Below are 21,531 nucleotides of genomic sequence, written 5' to 3'. Positions count from 1 at the left end.
AACTGGAGGCGAGTTGGTCGCCGGACTCAGTTGCCGGTTCGTGCGGGTCGAGGAGCGACGTGCTCTTGGGGGAGGAGATCAGCAAACGGCTGATCGTCGAGCCACTCGAGGAGCGCACACAGTTGGTCGGTCGCCGCCTCGAAGAGTTCGGCCCCGACCGCCGGCGTCGCGTCGGTTTGATCGCCGAAGACGCCGTTCTCGGTGATCTCTTTCGAATCGTAGGTGACTCGAGCGCCGTTGACGGCCATGGTCGCGGGATCGAACGCCGTCATGCCGCCGTCGCGAGCGTCCTCGAGTCGGTCGTCGCGGACCAGTTCCTCGGCGATATGCATGATCATCGCCGTCTCTTTCGGCCCGCCGTGGGGGCCAGGTGTCTCGAACGCCTCTTCGATCAGGTCCGGGATCGATTCGTCCCACATCCACTCGACCGCGTAGGCCGTCCCGTCGTCGCGCAGCCGACGGCCGACCTCGCGCAGGTGCGCGACATTGCCACCGTGAGCGTTGACGAAGACGATGCGGTCGATCCCGTGGTAGGTCAGGTTCCTCGAGAGGCTCTCGACGTAGTCCCGAAAGACGGGCGCGTCGACCCACATCGTGCCGTGGAACTGTCGGTGGTGCGGGCTGACGCCGATCGGAATCACCGGCGTACAGATGTGGTCCGTCCGGTCGGTGGCCGCTCGAGCGAGCGCGTCGGCGATGAGGTGGTCGGTGCCCTCGGGGAGGTGAGGTCCGTGCTGTTCTGTCGATCCTAGCGGGACGACGGCGAGTGACCCGTTTTCGACGTACTCGCGGAGGTCCGGCCAGGTGAGATTCGGGAGGTACATGGGCTGTAATCGATCTCGAGGCCCAAAACGGTACGTGCAGAAATCAGGTTCCAAAGCCCGAATAAACAATATATAGCGATATGAAACTGGGCTGAGCAGCGAGCAGCCGTATAGCGAACCGCTCAGCGTAGCGACACACCGTCGTCGCTCGAGCACGGTCGCCGATTGTATCCAAACACGTAGATATAACTATATGACGGACGGATTGCTGAGAAAATGAACGAATTCTCGAGCCGATCCCCCTCCAAATCGGCGACGGACCGAGTACATCCCCGCGTACGGATCGTCTGGGCGATCAAATGGATGCTTGGTGGCGTCGTCGCGGCGGTCGTCGGAACGGTCGTGCTGTCCTCGGGTTCGGATCTCGAGACGCTCCTTCTCGCCGTTGCCGCGGCGAGTCCCGTCGTCGGAGTCGTGCTGGCACTCGTCCGTTACCGCCGGTTTCGATACGCGGTCACCGACGAGGGGGTCTACGTGCGCCGCGGACTGCTCACCGTCAACGAGACTGTCGTCCCGCCCGAGAGTATCCAGCAGGTCGACGTCGACGAGCCGCTGCTCTCGAGGCCGTTCGGGCTCGTTTCCGTCCGAATCTACACCGCGGGGACGTTTGGCGGGCGGGTTGCAATCTCCGGACTCGCCAGGGAGACGGCGACCGATCTCGCGGATCGACTCGATCGACTCGCTAGGGGTGATTCCGGCGTATGAGCGCGAGTACGAGCGTAAAACCGGATATCCGCTCTATTCCTGCCAGAGCGCTCGAGAACTTTGATTTAGGGATGTTTGCGACGCTCGCCGTGATGCTAACGATATTCGACGGCGGCTCGGTGTTCGGAATCGATGCGATCGTCTCGGTAGTACTCCGGCTTGTGTTGATCGCCGTCGTCTTCGGACTCTTTCAACTCGCTATCGAGAGCGTCCGATGGTGGCACTACGAACTCACCCTCGAGGAGGAGTCGCTCGTCGTCCGTTCGGGAATCCTCCGCCCGAAACGACGAACGATTCCCGTCTCTCGGATCCAGCAGTCGACGGTCTCGACGACGACGGTGAGCCGTCTGTTCGGGCTCGCCGCCCTCGAGTGTGAGACCGCCGGCAACCCCGACGAACCGGATCTCTCCATGCGATACCTCGAGCGGGCCGACGCCGACGACCTCCAGAGACGCATCGGATCGGTTACCGAGGTCGACACGACCTCGTCCGAACCACCGGAGCGCCATCGCGTCTTCACGCTTCGACCGCGAGAACTCGTTCTGTACGGCGTGACTCGAATTCACCCCAAGACGATACTCTTGGCCGTGCTGGCGTGGGTCGGGACCACCTACTTCGAAGCGGACGCGATAACCGACCTGCAAACGATCGTCATCACCGCTCTCGAGGACTTGCTACCGCTCTCGCCGGCAGTGATGCTGGTGCTCATCGTCCTCGCTGGCTGGCTCCTCGGCGTCGGCCTCGCGATCGAACGGATGGGGAACTTTCGCCTCTCCGCGGGCGAAGACTCGTTCCGGCGACGGCACGGCTTCGTCCGAACGACCGACGCGGACGTCTCGAGCGACCGAATCCAGCTCGCTCGCGTTCGATCGAACCCGCTCCATCGGCTGCTGGGGCTGGCGCAGGCGGACGTCGGCACCGCCGGACTTTCGGAGCCGATCCCGTTCGGACTGCAGTGGCCGCTCGCGCCGCTGGCGCGGCGAGACGTCGCGTGGGAGCTCCTCGAGCGAGCGATCGGCGTTGACCTCTCGACGGTCCAGTTACAGTCGCTCCCAACTCGCGCGCGCCGACGCTACGCCGTCAGATACGCCCTCGGCGTCGTCGTACTGGCCGTCGGCACGGCGATCGCCCAGCAGTTCGTCCCGGCGACTCGAGCGATTCCGCTCCCACTTTTCGTCCCCCTCCTCGTACTTTCGCCGCTCGCGGCCCACGTGACGTGGTCTCATCGTGGCTACGCCCTGCTAGACGATCACATCGTCGTCCGGCGCGGCTTCTGGACGCGTCGGACCTATGTCGTCCCGGCCGACACGATCCAGAACCTCACCGTCTCGCAGAGTCCGTTCCAGCGACGAATCGACCTCGTGTCGGTCCGACTTGATGTCGCGTCGATGCCGTTCCTCCCCGGCGTTCCGCTGCCCGACATCGACGCATCGGTCGGTGGGCGCCTCCAGCACCGGTTACTCGAGGACGATTCCGACGACGAATTCGCCGAAACGACGAGCGAATACGACGATGGATCTTCGATACCGAGTGAGACCTGATCCGTGAGCTAGCGACACCGAACACGGGTTTTATCTAGAGCAGAACGTCCGCAAAAACGTCAGAAATCAGTCCGTTCCAGGGTTTCTAGTCAGAGTCGATAGCGTACCGAGCCAACAACTGATAAAGATTAATAAATACTGCCGAACGAGTTGTTATATGGCAGTCGTAAGCGTTTCCATGCCGGACGAACTTCTGGATCGCCTCGATCAGTTCGCGGAGGATCACGGCTACACCGGACGCAGCGAAGTCGTCCGCGAGGCCTCGAGAAACCTTCTGGGCGAGTTCGAGGACACGCGACTCGAGGACCGGGAACTCATGGGAATCGTCACAGTGTTGTTCGACTACGAGACGACGAGCGTGGAAGAACAGATGATGCACCTGCGACACGAACACGAGTCGCTGGTCGCCTCGAACTTCCACAGCCACGTCGGCGACCACCACTGCATGGAGCTGTTCGTCCTCGAGGGCGCACTCGAGGACATCTCGACGTTCGTCGGGAAAATCCGCGCGACACAGGACGCTCTCACCGTCGACTATTCGGTGATCCCCGTCGACAGTTTCGACCCGATCAGTCAGGAACGCTGACGAGCGGCTTCGGCCGAGGATCGCGAGATCACGTTCCCGATTGCACCAACCTCCAGTCCGTTCCGAACGCGCTATCGGAAATTTCCACCCCTCGAGTAGGCGATATGGAGGGCGTACTTTTACTATTTCCCGCTCGTAGAACCACTCGAGATGGCATACACGAAGGTCAACTACGAAGAGGTCGACCAGGTCTCGAGTGCGATGCACTTTTTGAGCGATCCCCTGGAGACCGAGCAGGTCGGCGTGACGGTCGCCCGCTGTGATCCCCACTGGAAGAGCCAGCCACACGATCACAGCGAGAACGATCACGAGGAAGTCTACGTCCTCATCGAGGGAGAAGCGGAGGTTATCGTCGACGACGAGCCCGTCGAAATGACGACGGGCGACGCGCTGTGGATCCCACCGGAGTCGACCCGACAGATTCGCAACGGCGAGACCGAAAGCGCGTTCGTGCTCGTGAGCGCACCCTCGATCGCCGACGACGACGATACGGACGGCGAGTGGCTCCTGAGCGGCTTTGCGGGATAACTGACTTCTCGCCCGAGATCGGTCGGACCTTCTTCGTCGCTGGATTTCTCGATTCGACCAGTCCGAACGGCACGCAAAGCGGCGGCTCAGAATCGACGGTCCGAAAGCGAGCGGACGCGAGAAGGGGACGTGCGCGAGGAACGCAATTCAGGCACCGGTGTAGTTGAGATGCGCCGGGAGCGTTTTGTATCGCGGTGCTATCGTAGAGAGTAACTGAGAATCATGTACTCGAAACATCACGCCGTCGTTTCGGCGCTCGTCGCCGCTACTCTCGCTCTCTCGCTTTCGTGGTGGACGACGGCTTTTACGCATCTGTCGGTCGTCGCAGTCGTTGCGGTCGTACTCTACGGAACCGCACTCGGCGTGTTTATCGACCTCGATCACTTCCTGATCGCTCGAATCAAAACCGGAAACTGGGACGCGGTCAGGTTCTGTCTCGCGAACCCGGTCGCGGCAGTCGCCGATCAGGGACAAATCTTCGATCAGGGCGATGTCGGCGTTCTGTCCCGATTGCTGAGCCACGTCGTTCTCATCGGGCTGTTCGTTCCGCTTCATTTCGTATTCAACATCGGACTCGGAATCATCGTCGGCGTTGTCCTCTACGTCCACCTGCTGACCGATCTGATCTGGGACGTCCATCGCGCAGAGCCGAGCACAACCCAGGCCACCGACGACCGTCCACAGAGCGTTCGGTAACGCTGGACGACGAACCGAGCCGAAGTCCCAATTTCCCCTGCCCCCGAATATATCCCACTCGAGGACGACGAATGGCCTATGAACCCCCTCGAGGAGACCATCGTTCCCGACCGCGCACAGGGAGTCAAAGCAGAAGCCAGAGAATTCGCTCGAGAGCACATCGAACCCGCCGCCGCCGAGTACTACGAATCGGGGGAGTACCCCTGGGAGATCCTCGAGGCCGCCCAGGAAGCGGGTCTCGCCGGACAGGACATTCCCGAATCGTTGGGCGGGCGGGGGCTCGACCTCGCGCAACTACTCGCGATCACGGAGGAGTTCTACCGGGCCGACGCCGGGATCGCCCTGACGATTCAACTGGCCAGTTTCGGCTGCGAGATCACCTACGAGTACGGGACCGACGAACAGTGCGAGGAGTACGTCAGGCCCGTGGCCGAAGGCGAGCAGATATCCGGACTCGCCGTCTCGGAGCCGGAGACCGGAAGCGACCTCGCGGGAATGCAAACCAGCGCGGAACGGGACGGCGACGAGTACGTCCTCAACGGCGAGAAGTACTGGATCGGCAACGGCGTCGAGGCCGACTGGATAACCGTCTACGCTCGAACCGGCGATGACGAGGACAATCGGTACGGTAACCACTCGATGTTCATCGTCCCCACCGATACCGACGGCTACGAGGCCGAACACATCCCCGAAAAGATGGCGATGCCCGCGTCGAAACAGGCACACATCACGTTCGAGGACTGTCGGATCCCCGCGGAGAATCGAATCGGCCACGAGGGTGCCGGTTTCATGATGCTCGCGGATTTCTTCAACCACGGTCGGGTTGTCGTCTCCGGTCACGGGCTCGGCCTGGCGGCCGCGGCCATCGAGGAAGCCTGGGAGTTCACCCACGACCGAGAGGAGTTCGGCCGGACGATAAACGAGTTTCAGGCCGTCCAACACGGATTGGCGGACATGCTCATCGAGTTCGAGAGCGCTCGAACGCTCGTCTGGAGAGCGTGCGAAAAAGTGGCAAACGACGACAACGCGGGATACTGGGCCGCGCTGTCGAAAACGAAGGCGACCGAGACGGCCGTCGATGTCGCCGAGCAGGGGATGCAGTTTCACGGCGGCCGATCGATCCTCGACGAACGCCGGATCGCGCGCGTCTACCGGGACGTTCGCGTCCCGGTCATCTACGAAGGGGCGAACGAAGTCCAGCGGAACTTGATCTACGGACAGGCCCCCTGATCGGTCGCAGCTACCCCACGCAACTATCGCATCAGTCACCATCGTCGTTGAGACCGGCGACTTCGAGCAGGCGACCCACCGATACCGTCAATCGGAGCTGAGTAGCGCGATTTCGGGCGGTTCGCCGCGTTCGAGTTGCGATCGATTCGACGTGGCGTCCTTTTCGACGCGAACCAGTTCGTCCGCGGCACCGACGAGTTCCTCGTCGTGACTGACGACAATAATCTGTTCGACGCCCAGATCCCGCATCGATTCGACCAGCGAGACGAGTTGCGTGACGTGGCCCGAGTCGAGAAACACGGTTGGTTCGTCGAGGATCAGCGGCGGCATCGGCGCGGTTCCCTCGACGCCTTCGGCCAGTAAGCGGTAGATCGCACACCGCAGGCTGAGGTTGAAAAGCGCCCGCTCGCCGCCCGAAAGCTGTTCGGGCTCGAGGGGTTCGCCGTCCTTCTGGTAGACGGTGAGCCGATACTGGCCGTCCAGATCGATCGACGCGTACGAATCGTTCTGGTAGACCAGCTCGAACGTCTCGTTGAGCAGCCGCTCGAGCGTCTCGACGTTGCGCTGGCGAAGCTCGGCCCGAAGGTCGCCGTAGGTCGCCTGCAGGGTCTCGGCCTCGTCGTACAGCGACTCGAGGTCTCCACAGCGGGTCTCGATCGCCTCGAGGCGTTCACGAAGGCGTTCGAGTTCCTCGAGTTCGTTTTCGACGCCGCCGATCGCGTTCTGGATCTCGGTTCGCTTCTCGCGCAGGGTCGATAACTTCTCGTCGACCTTCTCGAGGTAGTCTTCGGCGCTGCGTTTCTGTTCGCGAGCCTGCTCGATTCGTTGTTCGTCGAACTCGTCTGTGAGTTCGCGCTTTCGGTCTCGCTTGGCCGAGAGTTGCTCGCGGCGCTCGTCGTTCATCGTCTGCCAGTCCGCACGGCGCTCGCGCGCGTTTTCGATCTCGCGTTCGATCTCCTCGCGTTCGTCGTCGATCTCGAGAAGTCTGTGCAACTCCTCCAGTTCGGTCCTGATCTCGCCTCGAGTTCCGTTGATCTTGCCGAGGTCGCTCCGAGCGTCGTCGATCTGGGCGTCGAGATCCGTCGCGGCGTCTCGGTGCTGTTCGGCTTCCGCCTCGAGTTCGTCCGCGTCCTCGCGGAGTTGCTCACACCGCTCGCGTCGATCCGCGAGCGTCTCGCGTTTTTCCGCGAGCAACTGGGCGACGTTGTCGCGGTTATCCGCGAGTCGGTCGACCTCGCGTTCGGCCTCCCGAAGCGTCTCGGCGCGATCTATTCGCTCGCCGATCTCGTCTCGTTCGTCCTCGAGCGCGTCGCGTTCGGCCTCGAGTTCGGCGAGTCGCTCGCGCTTTTCGTCGAGAACGTCGACGTGCGGCGAATCTTCGACCGGCTGGCCGCACTCAGGGCATTTCCCTTCCTCGAGCAACGCTTCGCCCTCCTCGATCGAACCCCGGACGGCTTTGATCCCCGCGGTAACGTCGCCCAGTTCCGAGACGATCGCTTCGCGGTCCTCGGCGATGGTCTCGCGGTGGTCTGTCGCCTCGCCGAAGTCGATCGGCGCGGCGTCGAACCGTTCGCGCGCGGCTTCGATCCGCTCTTCGAGCGTCGAGAGCTTTTCCTCCCGCTGTTCGATCGCGTCTTCGTCGTCGTCGATCTTCGACTCGAGGTCTCCCGCCCGTTCGCGTTTGTCGGCCGCTTCCGATTCGAACTCGGCCGCTTGACTCTCGAGTCGATCCGTCTCGTTCGATCGCTCGTTGATCTCGACTCGAAGGGTTTCGAGGTCGTCGCGAAGCTGTTCGTCCGCTCGCTCGAGCGCGTCGATCCGCGCTTCGACGGCAGCAGTGGACTCGAGCGCTTGGGGTGGCTCGGGTAGCTCGAGGCCGTCGTCGCCAGCGTCCCCATCTCCATCAGTATCAACGGTATCGTCGCCGGATTCGCTCACGTGGTCGATCTCCTCGAGAATCGTCTCCCGTTCGTCTTCGAGGTCGTCTCGCCGCGTCTTTCGGTCGTCGATCGTCTCTCCCGCGTCCTCGCGTTTTCGCTCGGTTTCGTTGATCTTGGACCGAATCGTCTCGATTTCTTCCTCGAGCGTTTCGATCTCCTCGCGCGTCTCCTCGTGGCGCTCGAGGATTTCCGTCGAGGCCTCGAGCGTGTCACTGGCGTTCTCGCGCTGGGATTCGAAGTTCTCGATGTCGTCTGCGAGCTCGGCACGTCTGGACTCGAGTTCGTTCAAGCGTTCGTGGAGGTCCTTCTCTTCTTTCTGTTCGACCTGGGTTCGCACGTCTTCTAGTACGTCCTGTTGGCCGTCGAGAACCGTCTTTACACCTAATCGCGCATCGCTCGCGCGTTCGCGGTACTCCTCGAGCGCGCCCAGTTGTAGGAGATCGTCGATCATGTCCTGGCGGTCGCTCGGCGAGGCGTGGATGAGCTTGTTCACCTCGCCCTGTCTGACGTACGCGCAGTTGACGAACGCCTCGGCGTCCATCCGCAGCAGGTTCGTTACCTTCTGGCGAACGTCTGTCGCACCTTCGACCGTTCCCTCGGGCGTCTCGAGGACGCACTTCGTCGTTGTCGCCCGATCGCCGCGGAGTTTCAGGCGTCGTTCGATCCGGTAGTCGACGTCGTCGTGGCGAAACGCCAGTTCGATTTCGGCTTCCTCCTCGCCCGTCGTGATCACGTCGTCGAGCGTGCGATTATCCAGCGCTTTCGACCCGTAGAGCGCGAAGAAGACGCCCTCGAGCAGCGTCGACTTGCCGCTGCCGTTGACGCCGTGGACGATGGTCACGCCGCGCTCGAGGCCGAGGTCGGCCTCACCGTAGCACTTGAAGTTTCGGAGTCTGATCCGTTCGACTTTCACGCGAAATCACCCAGCGACGTGGTTTCTGACTCCTCCGACCGGTCCGTCGACGGCTCTCGATCCGGTTCGGCCGATTCGCGGTCGGTTTCTGCGCTGTCGGAATCTTCGTCTGACTCGTTGCTGTCTGCCCCGTCGTTGCTATCCGACCCGTCGTTGGATTTAGAGCCATCCGACTCGCCACTGGAATTGGCACGATCCGGCTCGTCGCCTATCCCAGCGCTGACCGAGCCAACTGGCTCGCTTGCTTCAGAGGAAGAACGAGCAGCCGGTTCGATCGGTTCTGTCTCCGAGCCGTCTTCATCTCCCGTTGATTCAGATTTTTCCGCATCGGTATCCGGCTCTTCTGACTCCGCACCGCTTCTGTCGGCCATCGCGTCGGCGAGCGTGGTTACCTCCGCAGGGTCGCGCTCCGGGGCCGGGTCGAACGCAGAGCGATCGTCCTCGAGGAGTTCTCGGACCAGCCGTTCTGCGGTTTTCCGGACGTTCGAGTCCGCGAGGTCGTCCCGTCGCACCGTCCGGTCTATGTTCAACGCGGCGTCGCTGAGTCCCAGTTCGCGAACCCGTTCGCGGACGGCCTCGTCGGGGTCGGCGAAGCTGACCGAAACCTCGTCGTCCTGATCGGGAAGCTCCCGTCGGTCGTTGACCCGCGAAACGAGCGCCCCGCGGTCAGTCGCGAACTCCTCGACGGTCGCGGGCGTGACCGGTCTACCGTCGCCTTCGATGGTGACGATGACGACGGCGTCCTCGAGGTCGTACTCCCTGACGCGCTCTTGCACGCGGTCGATTCCCTCCCCTTCGTTGAGTTCGACGTCGACGAAGACGAACGGTCGCGTGTCGGCGAGGCCGCGCCGACGGATCGTTACCTCCTCTTGGCTGTCGGAGGCCGACTCTGACGACGTCTCGAATGTGACGATATTGTAGCCGCGGTCCTCGCGCTCGCTGGCGCTCGCGCGCTCGGTGGACCCACAGTAGGTGACCCACGTCTCGAGCACCTCTGCGGTGTCGGGTTTGTGATTGTCGCCGAGCAATACGGCGTCGAAGTCGACGGTCGATTCCTCGAGCAGCCGTTCGGTGTCCCAGTCGGCGTGGGCGAACGGTTCGAACAGGCCGTGCGTTACGAGCGCCGCGTGTTCGGCGATTTCTGGGAGCGGTTCGAACTCGTACTCGAGGGCGTCTCGCCGCGATCTGGGCACGAAATCGAGACCGTAGAGCGCGACGGCCTCGAGAACGTAGGGCTCGGAACCGAGCCGAGTCGCGAGGCCGAGGTCGGCGAACAGGTCGAGCCACTGGCCGTCGCGTTTGGACTCGTGGTTGCCGACGACAGCGAGAAACGGAATGTCGGCGTCCTTGAGTCGGCGCAAGATTTCGACCGTTCCCTGAAGGTCGACCAGTCCCGGCCGTCGGTCGTGAAACAGGTCGCCCGCGTGGATCACCGCGTCGACGTCGTCTTCGACCGCGTCGTCGACGACCTCGCGGAACGCCTCGAGAAAGTCGCGTCGCCGCTCGGGTGCGTTGTACTGCTGGTACCCGATGTGGGTATCGCCCGTGTGTATCACCCGCGTCATCTACCCTCCCGTTGCGCTGGCTCCCCTAAATGGCTTCCGTGACCGGAGTGAAAGTAACCGTGCCCGGATTGATGAGAAGAGCGATAGGTAGAGAGTGCGGAGTTAAGATTCGATATCGAGCGTGTAGAGGCGCTTTCGCGCGTCCGAGAACGAAAATCGAGAGTCGATCACGTTTTCGTCGTCGAGTCGGTTGAGCGCGTATCGAACGGTACGCGCCGGAAGCAGCGTCTCGTCGGCGATCTGCTGTTGGGTCATCGTCTCGTTGTACTCGAGTACCTTCGCGACGAGTTTCGCACTCGGCGGCAGATCGCGAACGTCCTCCCAGCTTCCGCGGGGGGTTGACTCCTGTCGAAACGACTCTGAAGCACTCATCGTGATACCCGTTTCGGATACAAGGTGATAATATTTTCTGTTTAGATAAATGCGTGGCAGTAATACTATTCCATAGTGTATCGACCCGAAGCCTCTTATGAACCAACACCCAAGAGTGGGTTAATGAGCGACACTGTGGACGACGTCGACCTCCCATACGACGAGGACGAGGCGTCCCAACAGGAGAAAATACAGTCGCTCGAGGACCGCCTAGAAATCCTCGAGTCGCAAAACGAGGAGATGCGCGACAAACTCCTCGATGCGAACGCCGAGAACAACAAATACCAGCAGAAACTCGAGCGACTTACGCACGAAAACAAGAAGCTGAAGCAGTCGCCGCTGTTCGTCGCGACGGTGCAGGAACTGACCGACGAAGGCGTCATCATCAAACAGCACGGAAACAATCAGGAGGCCCTGACCGAGGTCACCGAAGAGATGCGCGAGGACCTCGAGCCGGATTCCCGCGTTGCGGTTAACAACTCCCTCTCGATCGTCAAGACCCTCTCCGGAGAAACCGACGTCCGGGCTCGCGTGATGGAAGTCACCCAGAGTCCCGAGGTCGAATACGAGGATATCGGCGGGCTCGAGGACCAGCTACAGGAGGTTCGCGAAACCGTCGAGATGCCGATGAAGAAACCCGGCATGTTCGACGACGTTGGTATCGAACCGCCGAGCGGCGTTCTTCTGCACGGCCCACCGGGAACCGGCAAGACGATGCTCGCGAAAGCGGTCGCCAACCAGACCGACGCGACCTTCATCAAGATGGCCGGCTCGGAACTGGTTCACAAGTTCATCGGCGAGGGCGCGAAACTCGTTCGGGACCTCTTCGAGGTCGCCCGCGAGCACGAACCCGCGGTTATCTTCATCGACGAGATCGACGCCATCGCCGCCAAGCGAACCGAGTCCAAGACCTCCGGCGACGCCGAGGTCCAGCGGACGATGATGCAACTCCTCAGCGAGATGGACGGCTTCGAAGAGCGCGGCGAGATCCGCATCATCGCCGCCACGAACCGCTTCGACATGCTCGACCGCGCCATCCTTCGGCCCGGTCGGTTCGACCGCCTCATCGAAGTTCCGAAACCCGACGAGGAGGGCCGAGAACTGATTTTCCAGATCCACACGCGCGGCATGAACGTCGCCGACGACGTCGAGTTCGACTCGCTCGCCGCCGAAGCCGACGAAGCCTCCGGTGCCGACGTCAAGGCGATCTGTACCGAAGCGGGGATGTTCGCCATCCGCGACGACCGGACCGAGATCCGGATGGAAGACTTCCAGAACGCCTGGGAGAAGGTCCAGGCCAGTTCCGACGAGACCGAGGACGTCTCGAAGACGTTCGCCTGAAGCGGTTTTTCGAGCCGATTTTCGTGTTAAGTGGCTCTCGAGCGCAAGCGCTACCGAGTCTTACAATCAGCTAGTCGAAAAGCACTCGAGCGGTCTAGAGAGAAATCGACGTATCGTTCGGGTTCAGTAACGCTAGCAACCGAACGGTGCTCACAGCAGTACGAATATTCCCCACGGAACGAGAAAGAGCAAGACGGTCAGGAGAACGAGGATCAACAGGTATCCTACTCCCGTCCCCGCTGCCGTGAGCCACGCCGGATGGTCGAACTCGCTGATATCGATGGCCATACACGAGTTCTCTCTCGAACTGTGCATAAACGTACCGGATATCCAGCCTCGTTCGCGCGTTGGCTCGAGTGCGTGCCGACACCCGAGCAGGCTCGCTTCCGGACCGCTTTTACCGGTTCCCCCGCTACCTCCCGGCAATGACGAAGATCGTCGTGGTGGACAACCACGGACAGTTTACGCACCTGGAGGATCGAGCGCTTCGAGATCTCGGGGTCGACTCGGAACTGATCGATAACGACACGCCGCCCGAGGAGGTCGACGCCGACGGCGTCGTGTTATCTGGCGGGCCGGATATGGATCGAACGGGACAGTCGGCGGCGTACCTCGAGTCCGATATGCCGGTGCTGGGAATCTGTCTGGGCATGCAGTTGATCGCCGAGGAACTCGGCGGCCGGGTCGGCAGCGGCGAGTACGGCGGCTACGCCGACGTCACCGTCGACCTGCTCTCGGAAAACGATCCGCTCACGGGCTCGCTGTACCCCGAAACCCGCGTCTGGGCGAGCCACGCCGACGAAGTCAAGGAAGTTCCCGAGGGATTCGAACGGACCGCCTCGAGCGACGTCTGCGGCGTCGAGGCGATGAGCGACACCGACCGAGACCTCTACGGCGTCCAGTGGCACCCGGAGGTAGCCCACACCGAGGAAGGCGACGAGGTCTTCGAGAACTTCCTCGAGATCTGTACGGACGACTGAGGCCACCTGCTTGATCGATTCGAGAACGGTTCGTCTCGGTGCCGGCTACGCCCTCGGCTCGAGGTAAACGCCGTACTCGTTGAAATTTCTGTGTCCGTCCTCGGTGACGACGACCAGATCCTCGATTCGGACGCCGCCGACGGCGGGGTCGTAGATTCCGGGCTCGATACTGACGACGTGGCCGGGCTCGAGTTCGCCCCCAGACGGCGACACCGTGGGCTGTTCGTGGATGTCGAGTCCGACGCCGTGGCCGGTGTTGTGGATGTACCCCGTCTCCGTCGTCGGGTCGCTTCGGAGAGTTTCGTAGCCGGCGTCCTCGATCACGTCGCAGGCCACGTCGTGGACCGCCGCTCCCGTGACGCCCGCCTCGACAGCCTCGAGCGCCGCCTCGTAGGCCCGCTGGGTCACGTCGTATCGCCGTCGCTGTTCCTCGCTCGGTACGCCGCGCAGGAACGTGCGGGTCATATCGCCGAAGTATCCCGTCTCTTTGTCCCGCGGGAAGATGTCGATCACGATCAGTTCGTCCGCCTCGAGCGCGCCGCTACCGCGGTCGTGCGGATCCGCGCCGTCGGCACCGCAGGCGACGATCGTTTCGTCGAGCGCGCAGCCGTTGCGAAGCAGTTCGATTTCGATCTCCGTCGTGACGCGTTCGCTCGTCAGCGGGTCGTCGTCGTAAACGAGAACGCCGTCCTCGACATCTGCGGTCGCGATCAACTCCTCGGCGACGGCCATCGCCCGCTCGTTGGCTCGCTGGGTCGACTGAATCTGTTCGATCTCCCACTCGGATTTTCGCGCCCGGATCTCCGTTTCGACGATCCCCTCGGATTCGACAGTGACCGAAATACCCTGTTCCCGAAGCCCGTCCGCAGTTCCCGTCGGAAAACTCGGGGGGACGGCCACCGATTCGACGTCGTGTGACTCGAGAAACGCCGCGATCGTCCGAACGGTTCCCTCCTGGGGACCGTACTCCGCGACGCGGTCGCGATAGTCGAAGTCGGCGCGCCGGGCGATCGAGTCGACAGTCGCATCTGCGCGTGCCCGCCCGTACTCGAGTCCGGAGACCAGGAGATGGACGCCGCGGCGCCCGCCAATCTCGCCCGAACCGTTCGGGTCGGACGATCCGCCCGACTGGCTGGTTGGCGCGGTCGTAACCAGCGTCTGGTAGGGATCCGGGGCGGTGAAATCGGAGACGTACCGCTGGTCAGAATCCGATCCGTCGGCGTCGATGAGATAGCCGTCGACGCTTGCATCCGCGAGCGCGGACCGAAGCGGTGAAAGATCGATATCCATGGCCGAAACTGTGGCAGGCGTCTACATAATTACGAGGGTCCCGGCACCAGCGAACGGATCGTGGGGCGCGACCAACCGCGCATCGAACGCGGTTACCACTCGAGCACACCAGTTTGTTCAGACCGAATCCCTACGCTTATTAAGAGACCTTACAACATTGACCTATGCGCCGTCGTCGTCTTATCGTAGCGGGTGCTAGTACCGCGCTCGCCGGCTGTTTCGAGGACACCAGTTCGGAGGAGGCTCCGGCGAGCGACGACCTCGTTCGGGAAGCAATCGACGCTCGCGGAGAAATAAACGACCTCGCGGCTATTCGGACGATGACAGCCGAAACGCCGGAAGAAGCGATCGAGCGGCGGGAACGGCTCTTTCAACGACCCCCGGATGCCCAGCGACGGGAGGTCCTCGAGTCGTCGGATTCTCGCGCGCCCGAAGGGATGGTGTCGGTCCGAAATCAGGAGGTGACCTGGGGGTACAATCCGACGACGGAAACGGTCCTCGAGCGGCACCACCCGAACCGCTTCGTCGCGGATCGAACCCGTCTCGTCCTCGAATCACTCCTCGAGGACTACGACCTCGCGTACGACGGAACCGACACGGTTGACAATAGCGAGGCCCACGTCGTCGAAGCGACTCCGAAATCGGACGACGAGGTCGGGCGATCGATCGAACTGCTGGTGGGAGAGACGGTCTACGCGATTCCGCTCGAGGCCGCCGATTCGGCGGAGGTCGACGAGGCGGAGGTCGTTCGAACGATCTGGATCGGCGACGAACACCGGTACCCGATCAAAGAGCAGACGGTCGTCGAGACCGACGAACGTACCCTCCACAGCCTCACGGTGACCTACGACGAACTCGCGATCAACGAGGGACTCGAGGACGGGACGTTCACCTACGACCCGCCGTCGGACGCCGAGGTCAAGTCGATCGGCGCCGAACCCATCGGGATCTTCGACACTCCGGAAGCCGCGGCGAAAATTCTCCCGTTCGATCTCCCGGACCCGGCGATACCGGATGATTTCGAACTCGATCGAATCACCGTCCTGGACAGAGGCTTCGGTACGACGGCGACGAGTTGGTACGTCGAACCGACCACGCCCGAACGCGAACTGTTCGTTGCCGTCAGGGAAACGTCCCGGTTCGATCCGGACGCGCTCACCCCGATCGATATCGACGGCAACGAGGCGTATCTCCGCGCCGGTGACCTCGAGAGCGTTTTCTGGGAGTGCGAGGACGTGAGCTACGAAGTCTCGAGTCCGCATCCCGGCGAACCGCTCGAGGAAATCGCGGCGTCGATCGGCTGTCCGAAGTGACCGAACCGGTCTGGTGAATCTGCAGGCTGGGACGACCGTTCCGAACGGTCTCGGGGGACGTACCGGTATCGGTATAGGGCATCCACTCCACAGACCGAGCATGAACGTCACGCTCGGTCCCTCGAAGCTTGGGGGAACGGCGACGGCACCGCCATCGAAGAGTTACACGCATCGCGCGATTTTGGCGTCGGGGTACGCCGACAGCGCCACGGTACGCGACGCGCTCTGGAGTGCGGATACGCGTGCAACGGCGCGAGCTGTGGAATTGTTCGGCGGGAGCGTAACCCGATCGGACGATGGGACCCTCTCCGTCGAGGGCTTCGACGGCACTCCCGAGGTGCCGGCGGACGTGATCGACTGCGATAACAGTGGTACGACGATGCGACTCGTGACCGCGGCGGCGGCGCTTGCCGATGGCACGAGCGTGCTCACCGGCGACGAATCGCTCCGGTCTCGTCCGCAAGGGCCGCTGCTCGAGGCGCTCTCGGATCTCGGAGCTGATGCGGCGAGTACTCGAGCGAACGGACAGGCACCGCTGGTCGTCACCGGCCCGCTGTCGGGCGACCGCGTGTCGATTCCGGGCGACGTCTCCTCACAGTACATCACCGCCCTGTTGATGGCCGGCGCGGTGACGGCCGACGGCCTCGAGATCGACCTCGAGACGGAACTCAAGTCCGCGCCGTACGTCGACGTCACGATCGAATTGTTGGCGGACTTCGGCGTCGACGCCGAAGCCACCGAGGACGGCTTCGCGGTCCCGGGCGGGCAGTCTTACGCGCCTGAAGGCGGCGAATACGCCGTTCCCGGCGATTTTTCGTCGATCTCGTATCCGCTCGCGGCGGGTGCCATCGCGAGCGAAGACGGCGTTCGCATCGAGGGGGCACATCCGAGCGCGCAGGGAGATACCGCAATCGTCGATATCGTCGACCGGATGGGTGCGGACGTCGAGTGGAACCGCGACGATGGGACGATCGACGTCTCGAAAGCCCCTCTCGAGGGGATCGACGTTTCGGTCGAAGACACGCCCGATCTCCTCCCGACGATCGCGACCCTCGGCGCGGTCGCCGACGGCGATACTCGAATCACCAACGCCGAGCACGTCCGGTTCAAGGAAACCGATCGCGTGAGCGCGATGGCCGAGGAACTCGAGAAGATGGGCGTCGAAACGACCGAAACGCGGGATTCGTTGACCGTTCACGGCGACGAGTCGACGATCCGGGGAGCGACCGTGGACGGACGTGCCGACCACCGAATCGTCATGTCGCTGGCGCTCGCGGGACTCGCTGCCGACGGCGAAACGACGATCCAGGGTGGCGAGCACGTAGACGTTTCTTTCCCCGGATTTTTCGGTATGCTTTCGAGTCTCGGTGCGACGGTCGAGACCGCGGACTAACGCGATCCCAGCGTCTCCGCCATCGAGTTTTCTGAGCCAGAAAACAGTGGATCGTGTTATGTGGGTCGTAACGAAATGAACAGATGCCCATGAATTGGCCGCTGACGCGACTTCGGCGCTGGAGGTGCGAATGGAACGAACCCCGCCTTCTCACCCGATAACGGAGTTCTCGTTCGAATACGATAGACGAACGGTGGGTTCTTTTGGTCCCCGACCACTGAGTGATACTAATCACTCGCAGATTTTCAATACATGAACGCAATCACAGCAACCGATCTCACGAAGCGATTCGACGGGACAGTCGTCGTCGACCAACTCGATCTCGTCGTTCCGCGCGGCACGGTGTACGGCTTTCTCGGACCGAACGGTGCCGGAAAGACGACGACGATGCGAATGCTAACGACGTTAACGCGGCCGACCTCCGGGAGTGCGACGATCATGGGCGAGCCGATCACCGACCGCGACGCCGTCCGGTCGTCCATCGGATATCTGCCCGAAGATCCGCCGGTGTTCGACGAACTCACGGGCAGGGAACAACTCGAGTACTACGCACGGCTGCGGGACATTCCCGAGGAGACCGCGAACAAACGCATCAACGGCTGGTTGGACCGGTTCGATCTCAGGGGCGATTCCGCCAAACGGATCGAAGCCTACTCGAAAGGGATGCGCCAGAAGATCGGTCTTATCCAGGCGTTGCTCCACGAACCCGATGTCGTTTTCCTCGACGAACCGACGTCCGGACTCGACCCCCGCGCGGCGCGGACGGTTCTCGATGTCCTCGCCAAGGTCGCCGATGAAGGCCACACCGTCTTCCTCTCGACGCATATCCTCTCTGTCGTCGAGGAACTCGCCGACCTCGTGGGCGTGCTCTATCAGGGCCGAATCGTCGAAGAGGGCGATCCAGAGGCGCTGACGGGAACGCTCGAGGCCGCAGAAGGCTCCACTCTCGAGGACGTCTTCCTCTCGGTGACGACCGACCACAGCGCACCAGTCGTAGGTGAATAACGGATGAGAGGCGAAGTCAGCCGGCTGGTGTCAGCGGGTCGAAGGCGACTCGAGCCATCGAAATCGATGCGGTCACAACGAGTGGTGAGAAGCCTGTGAGCGGGGTAGGTCGCTCCGCAGCGATGAGCCACGTCTGGACTATCGGTCGAACGGAGATTCGCCGTCAATGGCGCAAACTCCGCGACAATCCGATGCAATTGCTGGCCATAGTCATCGCGATCGGTTTCTTCGGATTACTCTCCATGGCGGGGATCGGTCTGTTGTACGCGTTCGGAGCGGGCGTTGCGGCCGGAGAGTTCGGGAACCCGCTCGAGGTAGCGCGGATGGGGGTCGTCTACGTCTGGGTCTTTATCACAGGGTTGAGCGGCTACCAGACGTACGCGACCGGATTAGACCCGGATCGATCTGACGGCCTGTTGACGACGGTTTCCCACCGCGAGTTGATCGGCGGATTAGTCGTCGGAAAGCTGCTGCTCTGGGGCGTCCCGGCGTTCGTCCTCGGTGGGATCGGCGCACTCGTGTTCGCAGCCGGTGCCGGATCGATCGCCACCGCGCCGCTCCTGCTCATCACCATCTGTTCGATCGTCACTCTCGGCATTCTCTCCGGGTTCGTTCTCGCCCTCGCCGTCAAGAACTCCGGGGTGAGGTCGAAGCTCCTGACCCGTCTTCGGACGGTGTTTCTGGCGCTCCTCGGCCTGCTTTATTTTGGTACCATTTTCACTCAGTCAGTCGACTCCGTGCTCGATCCGGTGGTTTCGGTAGTCGTCCGAACCCCGCTTGCGTGGTTCGGTGATCTAGCACTGCTTGGGCTCAGTACCGATGCGTCCGTGTTCCGCGCGCTTGGTGCGGTCGGGATGGGCGTTATCGGCGTTGCAATCGCACCCGCCGTCCTCGGCCGCCTCGCGAAGTGGTTCTGGTACGCCGACCCGGTCCGCGTCGATAACCACGAGACGAACGCGGAGCCGACGGAATCGGGTTCCTCGAGGCTCACATCGTTTCTCTCACAACCGGTCTACGGCGTCGCTCGAGCCGACTGGACTCGCGCTCGGCGTAACCCGATCACGCTCTCGTTCGTGCTCTACCCGTTGATGCTCCTCGTGATGCCGATTACGTCGACCATCCAGACCGGCAGCGTCGGGGGCATCCTCCCGATTCTCGTCGGCGTCTCCGGCGCCTGGATCACCGGGTCGTTGTTCACGTTGAACGTGCTCGGAAACGAAGGCGCGTCGCTTCCCGTGACGGTGCTTGGCGTCTCGTCCGGGAAAACCCTGGTCGCTGGACACGTCGTCGCCGGTGTCCTCGTCGGCGTTCCGGTGACGATCGTGACGACCGCCGCGCTTGGCGTTATGAGTCCGATATCGTTGCCGTTAGTTGGCACGTACACGCTGTCGACACTCGCGCTGGGGCTGTGTGCCGGGCCACTCGCGTCGGGGATCGGAACGCTCTTCCCGCGATACGAGGAGGTGAGCGTCTCGCGAAGCCAGGAGGCGATCATCCCGAGTACGATCGCGTTCGCCGTCTACTCGATCGCGCTCTTTCTGGTCGCAGCGCCGACCCTGTTCGCACACACGGGCCTCATTAACGACGCACTCGCCGACTCGCTCGGCGTACACCCCGTCGTGATCGGTGTTCTCGGTGCCGTACTAACCGCTCTGATGGCTGGCTGTCTCGGCGCACTGTCGACGTTCCGGTCGTCTCGAGCGGTAGAACGCTTCCACTTCGACTGAGGACTCGGCGCACTTCCTTCGAGAAGGTCGAGTCTGCCGTCTCGTTTCCTGCATCGCTAAGTGTCCGCGCCTCTGACGTGCCGGTAATGAACGGCAACACGTTCGGTCGCCTCTTTCAGGTGACCACGTTCGGCGAGAGTCACGGCGAGGCGATGGGTTGTACGGTCTCGGGTTGTCCCGCCGGCCTCGAGCTTTCCGAATCGGACATTCAGGGAGACCTCGATCGGCGGAAACCGGGCCAGTCGATGATCACGACGAGTCGAGGCGAAGCCGACGCCGTCTCGATCAAATCGGGCGTCCAGGACGGATACACGACGGGCACGCCGATCGGGATGGTCATCAAGAACAAGGACGCTCGGTCAGGCAAGTACGAGCCGTTTATCACCGCGCCGCGGCCGTCCCACGGCGATTTCACCTACTCCGCGAAGTTCGGGACGCGAAACTGGGGCGGCGGCGGCCGCTCGTCCGCGCGCGAAACGGTCAACTGGGTCGCTGCGGGCGCAATCGCGAAGAAGATCCTCGCGACTCAGGGGATCGAACTCAAAGCGCACGTCAACCAGATCGGATCGATCGAAGCGCCCGACGTGAGTTTCGAGGAAATCCTCGAGCACAGCGAGGAGAACGACGTTCGCTGTGCCCACCCCGAAACCGCAGCGGAGATGCAAGAGCTCATCGAGGACTATCAGGAGGAAGGTGACTCTATCGGCGGTTCGATCTACTTCGAAGCGCAGGGGGTGCCGACCGGACTGGGCGCGCCGCGGTTCGATTCGCTCTCGGCTCGGCTCGGGCAGGCGATGATGGCCGTTCCAGCGACGACGGCCTTCGAGTTCGGACTCGGTCGCGAGGCGCGCGAGTGGACCGGCAAGGACCGAAACGACGACTGGGAGTTCGATTCCGAGGGGACTCCGACGCCGATCGAGAACGACCACGGCGGCATTCAAGGCGGGATCAGTTCGGGCGAACCGATCTACGGCGAGGTCACCCTGCACGCGCCGACCTCGATTCCGAAGAGTCAGCAGACCGCCGACTGGGAGACGGGCGAACTGAAAGAAGAGAAGGTCATCGGCCGCCACGATCCGGTTCTCCCGCCGCGGGGCGTTCCGGTCGTCGAAGCGATGCTCGCACTCACACTCGCAGACTTCATGCTACTATCGGGACGCATCAACCCGGATCGACTCGACGATCAACCCGGTGAGTACGACACCGACTACCATCCGAGTAACCCAGAGAACGAGTAGTCTGACCCTCGAGTTCGGTGCCGGTGCCGAATCGAGCGAAAGCTGTTGCACGTATGTCAATTTATCACTGTCGTTTCGGCACTATCCGTTAACCGCGCCAGATTGAACACGTTTTCCAAAATATAGTGACCGAACGTCCACTCTACTAATAGATTACGTGAATTTGGTTTTCGAACGGGAGATATCACACACTTTTGGTGAACGTTCCGAACGAATATGAGAGATTCGACCATCCAAAGTGGATGGTTGTTCATTCTTCACGATAGATGCATGGCAATCTATAGCAAAGTCTTTAGGGAGGGTAGACCGAAGAATCAGTTACTGTTGGCCCATCGGCCACTGAC

General features: G+C 62.2%; 19 protein-coding genes. 13 read left to right on the top strand and 6 right to left on the bottom strand.

Translation table 11 applies throughout. The features are described 5' to 3' along the window. Window positions 1–26: 26 nt before the first annotated feature. Window positions 27–824 (bottom strand): creatininase family protein, encoded by a 798-nt coding sequence (locus tag HALLA_RS05420; protein ID WP_049952430.1) that lies wholly within the window; start codon window positions 822–824, stop codon window positions 27–29. Between the two features lie 216 nt (window positions 825–1,040). Here HALLA_RS05420 and HALLA_RS05415 point away from each other — a divergent pair, with 216 nt between their 5' ends. The 6 genes from HALLA_RS05415 (at window position 1,041) to HALLA_RS05390 (ending at window position 6,110) form a co-directional block, all read left to right on the top strand. Further along, window positions 1,041–1,529 carry a PH domain-containing protein gene (locus HALLA_RS05415; RefSeq protein ID WP_049952429.1) on the top strand — a complete coding sequence of 163 codons (489 nt, stop codon included), beginning with the start codon at window positions 1,041–1,043 and terminating at the stop codon, window positions 1,527–1,529. Further along, window positions 1,526–3,070, top strand: a complete 1,545-nt coding sequence (locus HALLA_RS05410; protein WP_049952428.1) for a PH domain-containing protein — start codon at window positions 1,526–1,528, stop codon at window positions 3,068–3,070. The genes HALLA_RS05415 and HALLA_RS05410 overlap by 4 nt, the downstream gene beginning before the upstream one ends. 157 nt (window positions 3,071–3,227) lie before the next feature. Further along, window positions 3,228–3,656, top strand: a complete 429-nt coding sequence (locus HALLA_RS05405) for a CopG family ribbon-helix-helix protein (protein WP_049952427.1) — start codon at window positions 3,228–3,230, stop codon at window positions 3,654–3,656. 150 nt (window positions 3,657–3,806) lie between these two features. After that, entirely contained in the window at window positions 3,807–4,184 is a 378-nt protein-coding gene (locus tag HALLA_RS05400) for a cupin domain-containing protein (protein WP_049952426.1), read from the top strand. Between the two features lie 222 nt (window positions 4,185–4,406). Then, window positions 4,407–4,880, top strand: coding sequence for a hypothetical protein (locus HALLA_RS05395; RefSeq protein ID WP_242406191.1), 474 nt, complete (start codon window positions 4,407–4,409; stop codon window positions 4,878–4,880). A gap of 78 nt (window positions 4,881–4,958) precedes the next feature. After that, window positions 4,959–6,110, top strand: a complete 1,152-nt coding sequence (locus tag HALLA_RS05390) for an acyl-CoA dehydrogenase family protein (protein WP_049952425.1) — start codon at window positions 4,959–4,961, stop codon at window positions 6,108–6,110. Between the two features lie 87 nt (window positions 6,111–6,197). Here HALLA_RS05390 and rad50 read toward each other — a convergent pair whose 3' ends face one another. The 3 genes from rad50 to HALLA_RS05375 all read right to left on the bottom strand — a co-directional run bounded on the left by rad50 (window position 6,198) and on the right by HALLA_RS05375 (window position 10,900). Continuing rightward, window positions 6,198–8,963 (bottom strand): DNA double-strand break repair ATPase Rad50, encoded by a 2,766-nt coding sequence (gene rad50 / locus HALLA_RS05385; protein WP_049952424.1) that lies wholly within the window; start codon window positions 8,961–8,963, stop codon window positions 6,198–6,200. After that, window positions 8,960–10,528 (bottom strand): DNA double-strand break repair protein Mre11, encoded by a 1,569-nt coding sequence (mre11, locus tag HALLA_RS05380; protein WP_049952423.1) that lies wholly within the window; start codon window positions 10,526–10,528, stop codon window positions 8,960–8,962. Before mre11 ends, rad50 begins: the two co-directional genes overlap by 4 nt. A 102-nt stretch (window positions 10,529–10,630) precedes the next feature. Then, entirely contained in the window at window positions 10,631–10,900 is a 270-nt protein-coding gene (locus HALLA_RS05375) for a MarR family transcriptional regulator (protein ID WP_049952422.1), read from the bottom strand. Window positions 10,901–11,023: 123 nt separating this feature from the next. On the opposite strand from HALLA_RS05375, the gene pan1 reads away from it, so the two are divergent. Further along, window positions 11,024–12,241, top strand: coding sequence for a proteasome-activating nucleotidase Pan1 (gene pan1 / locus HALLA_RS05370; protein ID WP_049952421.1), 1,218 nt, complete (start codon window positions 11,024–11,026; stop codon window positions 12,239–12,241). 150 nt (window positions 12,242–12,391) lie between these two features. On the opposite strand, the gene HALLA_RS20960 is transcribed toward pan1, so the two are convergent. Next, a complete protein-coding gene (locus HALLA_RS20960; protein WP_169732112.1) occupies window positions 12,392–12,529 on the bottom strand; it encodes a hypothetical protein in 138 nt (45 codons plus the stop codon). Between the two features lie 137 nt (window positions 12,530–12,666). Here HALLA_RS20960 and HALLA_RS05365 point away from each other — a divergent pair, with 137 nt between their 5' ends. Continuing rightward, window positions 12,667–13,221, top strand: coding sequence for a GMP synthase subunit A (locus HALLA_RS05365; RefSeq protein WP_049952420.1), 555 nt, complete (start codon window positions 12,667–12,669; stop codon window positions 13,219–13,221). Window positions 13,222–13,266: 45 nt separating this feature from the next. On the opposite strand, the gene HALLA_RS05360 is transcribed toward HALLA_RS05365, so the two are convergent. Next, window positions 13,267–14,511, bottom strand: a complete 1,245-nt coding sequence (locus HALLA_RS05360; protein ID WP_049952419.1) for a M24 family metallopeptidase — start codon at window positions 14,509–14,511, stop codon at window positions 13,267–13,269. 164 nt (window positions 14,512–14,675) lie between these two features. On the opposite strand from HALLA_RS05360, the gene HALLA_RS05355 reads away from it, so the two are divergent. The 5 genes from HALLA_RS05355 (at window position 14,676) to aroC (ending at window position 21,187) form a co-directional block, all read left to right on the top strand. Beyond that, window positions 14,676–15,824: a LolA family protein gene (locus HALLA_RS05355; RefSeq protein ID WP_049952418.1), complete on the top strand. Its 1,149-nt coding sequence runs from the start codon at window positions 14,676–14,678 to the stop codon at window positions 15,822–15,824. A gap of 100 nt (window positions 15,825–15,924) precedes the next feature. Then, window positions 15,925–17,217: a 3-phosphoshikimate 1-carboxyvinyltransferase gene (gene aroA / locus HALLA_RS05350; protein WP_049952417.1), complete on the top strand. Its 1,293-nt coding sequence runs from the start codon at window positions 15,925–15,927 to the stop codon at window positions 17,215–17,217. A gap of 252 nt (window positions 17,218–17,469) precedes the next feature. After that, entirely contained in the window at window positions 17,470–18,222 is a 753-nt protein-coding gene (locus HALLA_RS05345) for an ABC transporter ATP-binding protein (protein ID WP_049952416.1), read from the top strand. A 95-nt stretch (window positions 18,223–18,317) separates the two neighbouring features. After that, window positions 18,318–19,949, top strand: coding sequence for a hypothetical protein (locus HALLA_RS05340; RefSeq protein ID WP_174887891.1), 1,632 nt, complete (start codon window positions 18,318–18,320; stop codon window positions 19,947–19,949). Window positions 19,950–20,035: 86 nt separating this feature from the next. Then, window positions 20,036–21,187 carry a chorismate synthase gene (gene aroC / locus HALLA_RS05335; RefSeq protein ID WP_049952414.1) on the top strand — a complete coding sequence of 384 codons (1,152 nt, stop codon included), beginning with the start codon at window positions 20,036–20,038 and terminating at the stop codon, window positions 21,185–21,187. The last annotated feature ends 344 nt before the right edge of the window (window positions 21,188–21,531 follow it).

The sequence above is a fragment of the Halostagnicola larsenii XH-48 genome, assembly GCF_000517625.1.
Taxonomy (GTDB): domain Archaea; phylum Halobacteriota; class Halobacteria; order Halobacteriales; family Natrialbaceae; genus Halostagnicola; species Halostagnicola larsenii.
This window is presented reverse-complemented; position numbering and strand designations above follow the sequence as displayed.

Excerpts from the sequence above, each read along its gene's own strand:
- HALLA_RS05355 (WP_049952418.1), top strand. The coding sequence starts at position 14,676 with ATGCGCCGTCGTCGTCTTATCGTAGCGGGTGCTAGTACCGCGCTCGCC.
- HALLA_RS05400 (WP_049952426.1), top strand. The coding sequence starts at position 3,807 with ATGGCATACACGAAGGTCAACTACGAAGAGGTCGACCAGGTCTCGAGT.
- HALLA_RS05390 (WP_049952425.1), top strand. The coding sequence starts at position 4,959 with ATGAACCCCCTCGAGGAGACCATCGTTCCCGACCGCGCACAGGGAGTC.
- HALLA_RS05420 (WP_049952430.1), bottom strand. The coding sequence starts at position 824 with ATGTACCTCCCGAATCTCACCTGGCCGGACCTCCGCGAGTACGTCGAA.
- HALLA_RS05410 (WP_049952428.1), top strand. The coding sequence starts at position 1,526 with ATGAGCGCGAGTACGAGCGTAAAACCGGATATCCGCTCTATTCCTGCC.
- HALLA_RS05395 (WP_242406191.1), top strand. The coding sequence starts at position 4,407 with ATGTACTCGAAACATCACGCCGTCGTTTCGGCGCTCGTCGCCGCTACT.
- HALLA_RS05405 (WP_049952427.1), top strand. The coding sequence starts at position 3,228 with ATGGCAGTCGTAAGCGTTTCCATGCCGGACGAACTTCTGGATCGCCTC.
- HALLA_RS20960 (WP_169732112.1), bottom strand. The coding sequence starts at position 12,529 with ATGGCCATCGATATCAGCGAGTTCGACCATCCGGCGTGGCTCACGGCA.
- HALLA_RS05360 (WP_049952419.1), bottom strand. The coding sequence starts at position 14,511 with ATGGATATCGATCTTTCACCGCTTCGGTCCGCGCTCGCGGATGCAAGC.
- HALLA_RS05375 (WP_049952422.1), bottom strand. The coding sequence starts at position 10,900 with ATGAGTGCTTCAGAGTCGTTTCGACAGGAGTCAACCCCCCGCGGAAGC.
- pan1 (WP_049952421.1), top strand. The coding sequence starts at position 11,024 with ATGAGCGACACTGTGGACGACGTCGACCTCCCATACGACGAGGACGAG.
- aroA (WP_049952417.1), top strand. The coding sequence starts at position 15,925 with ATGAACGTCACGCTCGGTCCCTCGAAGCTTGGGGGAACGGCGACGGCA.
- HALLA_RS05415 (WP_049952429.1), top strand. The coding sequence starts at position 1,041 with ATGAACGAATTCTCGAGCCGATCCCCCTCCAAATCGGCGACGGACCGA.
- HALLA_RS05365 (WP_049952420.1), top strand. The coding sequence starts at position 12,667 with ATGACGAAGATCGTCGTGGTGGACAACCACGGACAGTTTACGCACCTG.
- mre11 (WP_049952423.1), bottom strand. The coding sequence starts at position 10,528 with ATGACGCGGGTGATACACACGGGCGATACCCACATCGGGTACCAGCAG.
- aroC (WP_049952414.1), top strand. The coding sequence starts at position 20,036 with ATGAACGGCAACACGTTCGGTCGCCTCTTTCAGGTGACCACGTTCGGC.
- HALLA_RS05345 (WP_049952416.1), top strand. The coding sequence starts at position 17,470 with ATGAACGCAATCACAGCAACCGATCTCACGAAGCGATTCGACGGGACA.